The following is a 6,556-nucleotide window of genomic DNA, read 5'->3' as shown; positions in this document are numbered from 1 at the left end:
TGTCCTGCCGCAACGCATTCAGAATACAGCAGTTCTTCATAGACGGGCTCTTAAAAGATCGCAGTCTCCCAGATCAAGACCGCATCAACTACCCGCACATAGGCGCCAACGTTGCCATTGGCCCAGGTGCATCCGTGTTGGGCAGCATCGTGATTGATGACGGTGTTTTGGTTGGCGCTAACGCTGTCGTGCTCAAAAACCTGCCGCCGAGATCTCGTGCAGTTGGAAATCCTGCTCGCGTCCTACCGGCACGAGCAGTTTCTAATGAGTCTGCGCCATAGCTGCGGCGGCAAAGGCCCGCGGTGAGGGCACGAGGAAACGCAATTTCTGCTGCCTCCCAATCAGCGGTGCAAGCGGTCCGCCACATACACCGGATCGCAACTGATGCTTTCAAGCGGATGGCCAGCAACAGCTGCTCCGCAGGTTTCTCAAAGCCTGACTGTGAACGCTGTCGCAATAGGGGTTGGATGGCCGGGCAGGCTGTGATTCCAACGGGTCGTCGAGACCGAGTTGGATAGAAAGCCTGATGTGGACCCCGACCACCCGTGCCCTTGATAGGCGGGAGGGCCTGCGCTTCGCCAGTGATGTGACCGATGCGGAATGGGCTGTGCTGGTGCCATTGATGCCGCCCGCTTCGCCGGTCGGTCGGCGACCAAGCTGGCCGATGCGCGACATCATCAATGCGATCTTTTATGTCCTGCGCGGCGGCATCCCCTGGCGCATGCTGCCAGATTGCTTCCCGCCGCGGCAGACGGTCTATGCTTGGTTCGTGGCCTTCCGCGAACGTGGGGTTTGGGAGAGCATCAACCACCACCTCGTCATGCTCGACCGCGAACAGGCTGGCCGTGAAGCCAGCCCAACTACCGCGGTTATCGACAGCCAGAGCACCAAGACTACGGAAGCAGGTGGCCCGCGCGGCTACGACGCGGGTAAGAAGATCAACGGCCGCAAGCGCCACGCCATGGTCGATACCGATGGCCGTCCGCTGGTCCTGCAGTGCCATGCAGCCTCGGTCCAGGACCGTGATGGCGCCATCCCGTTGCTGCAGGCATCACGCGCTCGTTTTCCCTTCGTGGAGCGGGCCTTTGCCGATGCGGCCTATGCCGCGGACCGCGTCGCCCAGGCCACCTGCATCGCCATCGAGATCGTCCGCAAGCCCAAAAACCAAGTCGGCTTCGCCGTTCATCCGCGCCGCTGGGTGGTCGAGAGGTGCTTCGCCTGGCTCGGCCGCAGCCGCCGCCTCGCCAAGGACTTCGAAGCGGCCATCGCTTCGGCCACAGCCTTCCTCTACGCCGCTTCCGTCCTACTACTCATACGCAGACTGGCACGTTCCGTGTGAGTTCACAGTCAGGCTTTCAGAGACCAGAGACTTTCATTCCCCAGTTCCCACCGCTGCTCCAGTCGGTCTCCTCACAACTTGTCTCTCCCAACCAGGCCATCGCGCTGAGGCGCAGGTATGGCCTGGGGTTTCGCGGCAACCTTGATGGTGCGGCGGCGGAACGGAGGCGGGTTTTCTCTCCGAAATGCCGGAGCTTCTCCAAAGCTTGAGGGTAGGGTGATTTAACCCTCAAGCTTTATTGCATTGAGAACGCCCGACTTTCGGGCGGGGTGCCGGCACTTTATTCAGCATGGCGACCGCCTGCCGGTCGAATTCATTGACGGGAATCGGCGTCTCCGGCCCAAGCCTTGTCTTCTGTGAGTCCCAGTGGATCATACCGACCAGTTCGCGCCGTCGAGTGTGAGCCTAAGCCGCCTGCATAAATGTCGGCTAAAGAAGTTGCAGAATACAGGCGGCCGATCATTCTGCCTTGATGCCTGCCGTTTGCACTACGCCGCGCCAACGCTCCACCTCCTCGCGCTGGAAGGTGGCGTACGCCTCGGACGAGCCCGCCACCACCGTGAAGCCGACCTGCTCGAGCCGCTGCCGTCCTTCGGGATGGCGCAGCGCCTCGGTTGCAACTGTGTGCAAGCGTCTGACCAGCGGCGCAGGCAGGCCGGAAGGAGCCATGAGGGCCTGCCAAGAGGTGACCACGAAGTCCTTCAACCCCGCCTCAGTGGCGGTGGGCACATTAGGCAGCACCGGGTGGCGCTCGGCGCTGGTGACCACAATCGGGCGCAGCCGTCCGCCCTGGATGTGACCCGCCACCGTGCCGAGGTTCTGGAAGCTTAGCTCCACGTTGCCGGCAATCAGGTCAGTGGCCGCCGCCGCTCCGCCCGCATAGGGCACATGGGTCGGTTCGGTCTCTGTGAGCTGCTTGAAGAGTTCCATGGTCATCTGGTCCGAGGAGCCGACACCGCTGGTCGAGTAGCTGGTGCGGCCACGATTGCGCCGCAGCCAGTCGATGACGCCGCGCAGGTCGGTCGCGGGCACCTTGTCCGGGTTCACCACCAGCACGTTTGGCGTGGTGACCGCCAGCGTGATGGGCGTGAAGGCCAGCGGGTCGTAGCCGAGGTTCGGGCGCAGCGCGGCGTTGATGGCGAAGACGCCGATCGAGCCCACGAGCAGGGTGTGTCCGTCTGGCTGCGCCCGGGCCAGCAAGCGTGACGCGACCTCCCCGTTCGCACCAGCCCGGTTCTCGACCACCATCGGCTGGCTAAGCGACTGGCCGCCGTACTGGGCAATCACGCGGGCGACGATGTCCGACGGACCGCCGGCGACAAAGGGGACGAGGATGGTGACGGGGCGGTTAGGCCAGGCGTCGGCCCCACCTTGCTGCTCCTGTGCAGCAAGGGGACCGGCCGCGACCGCGGCACCGAGTGTGAGCGCATGACGGCGGAGCATAGGGGACGCTTCCTCTCCCGGGCGGACGTTGGCTCTGCTACGCCATGATGCGGTCCGAGCACATCGCTGGCCACCTCAGGCAGAGCTTCGTCATCGACGAACCGAGGGGCTCAGGCCATTGATTTCGATTGGGTCCTGCCGGTCATGCCATCGCCGGCGCCCCTCGGGTTTCGGGCATAGCCGACCAGACCAGGATGCCACCCAGGGCGGCAATCGAGGCGAGCACCAGGAAGGCGGTGTCATACCCGGCCCACACCACCAGCACGCCACCGAGAACCATACTCACCATGCTGCCAATCCCGTGCATCGTGCCCACCACGCCTTGCGCGGCGGCGAAGTGCCCGCTGCCGCGCGTCAGGTCGGCGACCACGATCGGGAAGAGCGCGCCGATTAGGCCCGCACCGACCCCATCGAGGAGCTGGATCCCAATCAGCCAGGCTCGCTCATCGGAGAGGGTATAGAGCGTCCCCCGCAGCACCAGGGCGACGAAGGCGGCCAGCAGCAGCGGCTTGCGTCCCCAGGCATCCACCCGCACCCCGACCAACGCCGCAACTGGTACCATGACCGCCTGTGCGACGATGGCGGAGGCCGCTGTGAGCGCGATGCCCTGACCGAGATTGCCCAGCGCCAGCTTCTGCGACACCAGCCCCAGCATGCAGGCATTAGCGAGGTGGAACAGGGCGCCACAAGCGGCAAAGACCAGCAGCGGCCGTGAGCTCAGCAGCACGCGCCAAGCGGATGGCCGGGCAGCAAGCGCCGCCTCGCCGGGCAACAATCCCCGGGCGACGGCGTGATCGATCGCGCCGGCAGGAACCGCCGCCGCAGCCGCCACGCTGGCGATTGCTGTGAAACCCATGGACCAAAACAGCACCGCGTTGCCGAAGAAGGGTGCGGTGAGCAGGATTGCTAGGCTGATCGCGCCGTCCCCGAGGTGGAACAGTGCCTCGTTCCGCCCAGCCCGTCGGGCGAAGCGTGCCGGGCCGACAATGCCGAGCGCGATCGCGGCAAGGGTCGGCCCGATTGTGACACCGGCCAGCGCCCCGACCAGTCCTGCGAGCGTTACTGACCAGAAATGGGGCGCGATCGGGATGACGAGACAGGTCGCCGTCACCACCACGACCGCGCCTGCGATCAGCGCCCGCTTGGCTTGCACCGCATCCACCAGCGCCCCGAGCGGCGCCTGCGACACCAGCCCGGTCAGCATCCCGATTGAGAGTGCCGCGCCGATGCTCGCCGGGTCCCAGCCGTGCTCTACCAGCAGATAAACGCCAAGATAGGCGCCGAGCCCATACCGGGCGTCGGAGACGAAGAAACTCAGGGCGTCCAGTGCACGTTCGGCACGCCGATTCTGCATGGAATGGCTCCGGAGCGGGGGACGGGCTCCCCAGCTAACTAGCGCAACCCTGCCTCGTTCCCGAGCCGTAGATCTCATCGCCCAGCACCCAGGCGCAGGGCAGGCCGGCATCGAGGGCGCGGCCGAGCATCCGCCTTGCCAGCGCCGGCTTGGTGGAGTGTTCAAAGTGCGGCCGGTCGCCTGGCCCGTGGCATCGCTATAGAAACAACACCGCCCGAGCTGGTATGAGCCGAGGCGGCGTACGTGTCGTCCCTCCGAGGTCCGACTGGTCGGTTCCCGCGCCGGAAGAACCGCGGCAGCCATTTCGGCCAAGGCGACCGCCGTACCTGGCATTCCGGCCTCGTTCTGTCCGCCCGCCCGGCTGCGCTACCGTCGCGCTGACGAGAGGTGTTAGCCTGGGCGCAACAAACAACGGAAGGGACATCCTTTGCTGCACCGCCGCGCGCTGCTTGCGGCACCCATACTCGCCGCTTTGCCCAGCATTGGCCACGTCGCGGTGGTAGCTGCCCAGCACGTCCCGGCACGGACCCTGCAGGAATTCGCCGCCTGGGCGAAGGCACGGCCCGACAGGATCAGCTTCGGCTCCTCCGGCGTCGGCACCACCATCCACCTCTCGGGCGCCTATCTGGCCGGCCGGGCGGGCTTCGAGGCGCAGCATGTCAGTTTCCGTGGCGGTGCCCAGACGATCCCATCGCTGCTCTCGGGTGACATCCAGTACGCGGTGGACAACCTCGCCTCCTATGTCGGGGTGATCCAGGAAGGCCGGATACGGGCACTGGCCGTGGCGCTGCCGCAGCGCTGGCCAGCATTGCCGGATGTGCCGACCATGACGGAGGCCGGCATACCGGGTTTCGAGGTCTCGCCCTGGCATCTATGGGCGGCGCCGCGCGGCACACCGCAGGCGGTGGTGGACCGGATCTCGGCCGAGGTGCGTGCCGCCTGGGCTGACCCGGCACTGCAACAGCGGGCGATAACAATGGGCGCCCGGCTGACCGGCTCCACGCCCGACGAATTGGCGGCACGCCTAGCCACGGAGAAGCCCATTTGGGCGGAAATGGTGAAGGTCAGCGGAGCGCAGCCAGAGTAGAGATAGAAACAGCAGCGTCAAAACGTCCCCAATATGTCTCCTGCTTCTTAAGCCGTGGTCCTGAGTGGCCTGTAATTCCTGAAGGAACGACACCATGCGCCCGAACCGCCTGCGCCAAAAGCTGAAAGCCGGGGAACCGACGATCGGCACGCATATCCTGTCCAGCTGGCCCACGCTTGTGGAACTGATTGGCGACGCCGAGAACTACGATTATGTCGAGTTCACTGCCGAGTACGCGCCGTTCACCATGCATGACCTCGATAATCTCGGCCGTGCGTTCGAGTTGAAGAACCTCGCCGGCATGATCAAGGTCGAGCAAAAGCAGTACGCGCATCAGGCGATGCGAGCGATCGGATCGGGCTTCCAGAGTGTGCTGTTCGCCGATATCCGAACAGTGGCCGATGCCGAGTTGTGCGTCGCCGCGGTGCGCGCTGAGACCCCCGGCACCGGCGGGCGGCTCGGTGTCGGCATGCGGCGCGATGTCGGCACCGTGCTGGAGGGCGGCTCGCCGGCCTATGTCGATGCACTGAATGAGGTGGTGATCGCCATCATGGTCGAGAAGCGCGAGTGTGTGGACGATCTGGAGGCGATCCTGTCGGTCCCGGGCATCGACATGGTGCAGTTTGGGTCATCCGACTACTCGATGAGCCTGGGGCTAACCGGGCAGCGATCACACCCGGACGTAGTGCAGGCGGAGCGCAAGACGATCGAAGTAGCGCTGAAAATGGGCAAGCACCCACGTGTGGAACTGGCGGACATCTCGGGTGCGAAGCCGTACCTGGAGATCGGGGTAAAGCACTTCTGCATTGGATGGGATGTGCGGATTCTGTACAACTGGTGGCGCACGAACGGGGCCGGTATGCGGGCTAAGCTGACGGGTGAGGCGGCGGTGACCCAAGCGCCCCAGCCGGTGAAGACCGGGGCTTATTGAGGCGCTGGACCCAAGTATCGGAAGCAAAATGAGGCCGTTGGCGGTCTGAATACGGTGGAAAGCCGCCTGTCTATTTCCGGCCAAAGCCTTCCTTCAGCTCCTGCCCAGCGGTGACCCTCTGAATATATGCCTGTGAACGAGGAGTCGCCGTCTCAAGCTCGACATGGAGCGACCGCTATTCGCTCCTTGTGGTCAGTCGAGACCGCAGATGGCTGAGGCATAGCCAGGCTCAACCGCTCGGCGCTGCGCGGCCCATACCAGTGTAAACGGGGTCAAGAGCCACGACAGATCCATGCCCTCTGACTGCCGCCCGTCGGTGATCGCTTCGACAATGTCCGGCGCCAGCAGCGCTAGAGCAGTTTTCGATCGGTCTGCATCGTAACCTGCGGCGGCGAAGTAGTT

The 6,556-nt window shown here is 64.8% G+C and carries 5 protein-coding genes and 2 pseudogenes; 4 read left to right on the top strand and 3 right to left on the bottom strand.

Annotated features, from left to right (window positions below; genetic code table 11):
• Both AC5JJ6_RS35530 and AC5JJ6_RS35525 read left to right on the top strand, forming a co-directional pair.
• A pseudogene (locus AC5JJ6_RS35530) lies at nucleotides 1-281 on the top strand (hypothetical protein); the annotation flags it as partial.
• A 245-nt stretch (nucleotides 282-526) separates the two neighbouring features.
• Nucleotides 527-1,339 carry an IS5 family transposase gene (locus AC5JJ6_RS35525; protein WP_496046560.1) on the top strand — a complete coding sequence of 271 codons (813 nt, stop codon included), beginning with the start codon at nucleotides 527-529 and terminating at the stop codon, nucleotides 1,337-1,339.
• A gap of 459 nt (nucleotides 1,340-1,798) precedes the next feature.
• Here AC5JJ6_RS35525 and AC5JJ6_RS35520 read toward each other — a convergent pair whose 3' ends face one another.
• A complete protein-coding gene (locus AC5JJ6_RS35520) occupies nucleotides 1,799-2,782 on the bottom strand; it encodes a Bug family tripartite tricarboxylate transporter substrate binding protein (RefSeq protein WP_496046559.1) in 984 nt (327 codons plus the stop codon).
• A 142-nt stretch (nucleotides 2,783-2,924) separates the two neighbouring features.
• On the bottom strand, nucleotides 2,925-4,136 hold the full coding sequence (locus AC5JJ6_RS35515) for an MFS transporter (RefSeq protein WP_496046558.1): 1,212 nt from the start codon (nucleotides 4,134-4,136) through the stop codon (nucleotides 2,925-2,927).
• Nucleotides 4,137-4,563: 427 nt separating this feature from the next.
• On the opposite strand from AC5JJ6_RS35515, the gene AC5JJ6_RS35510 reads away from it, so the two are divergent.
• Nucleotides 4,564-5,223 (top strand): Bug family tripartite tricarboxylate transporter substrate binding protein, encoded by a 660-nt coding sequence (locus AC5JJ6_RS35510; RefSeq protein ID WP_496046557.1) that lies wholly within the window; start codon nucleotides 4,564-4,566, stop codon nucleotides 5,221-5,223.
• Between the two features lie 94 nt (nucleotides 5,224-5,317).
• Nucleotides 5,318-6,154: an HpcH/HpaI aldolase family protein gene (locus AC5JJ6_RS35505; RefSeq protein ID WP_496046556.1), complete on the top strand. Its 837-nt coding sequence runs from the start codon at nucleotides 5,318-5,320 to the stop codon at nucleotides 6,152-6,154.
• A gap of 192 nt (nucleotides 6,155-6,346) precedes the next feature.
• On the opposite strand, the pseudogene AC5JJ6_RS35500 reads toward AC5JJ6_RS35505, so the two are convergent.
• A pseudogene (locus AC5JJ6_RS35500) lies at nucleotides 6,347-6,556 on the bottom strand (hypothetical protein); the annotation flags it as partial.

This window comes from Skermanella sp., assembly GCF_059503625.1.
Note: the sequence above shows the minus strand (reverse complement) of the source record. Positions and strands in the feature narration are given on the sequence as shown.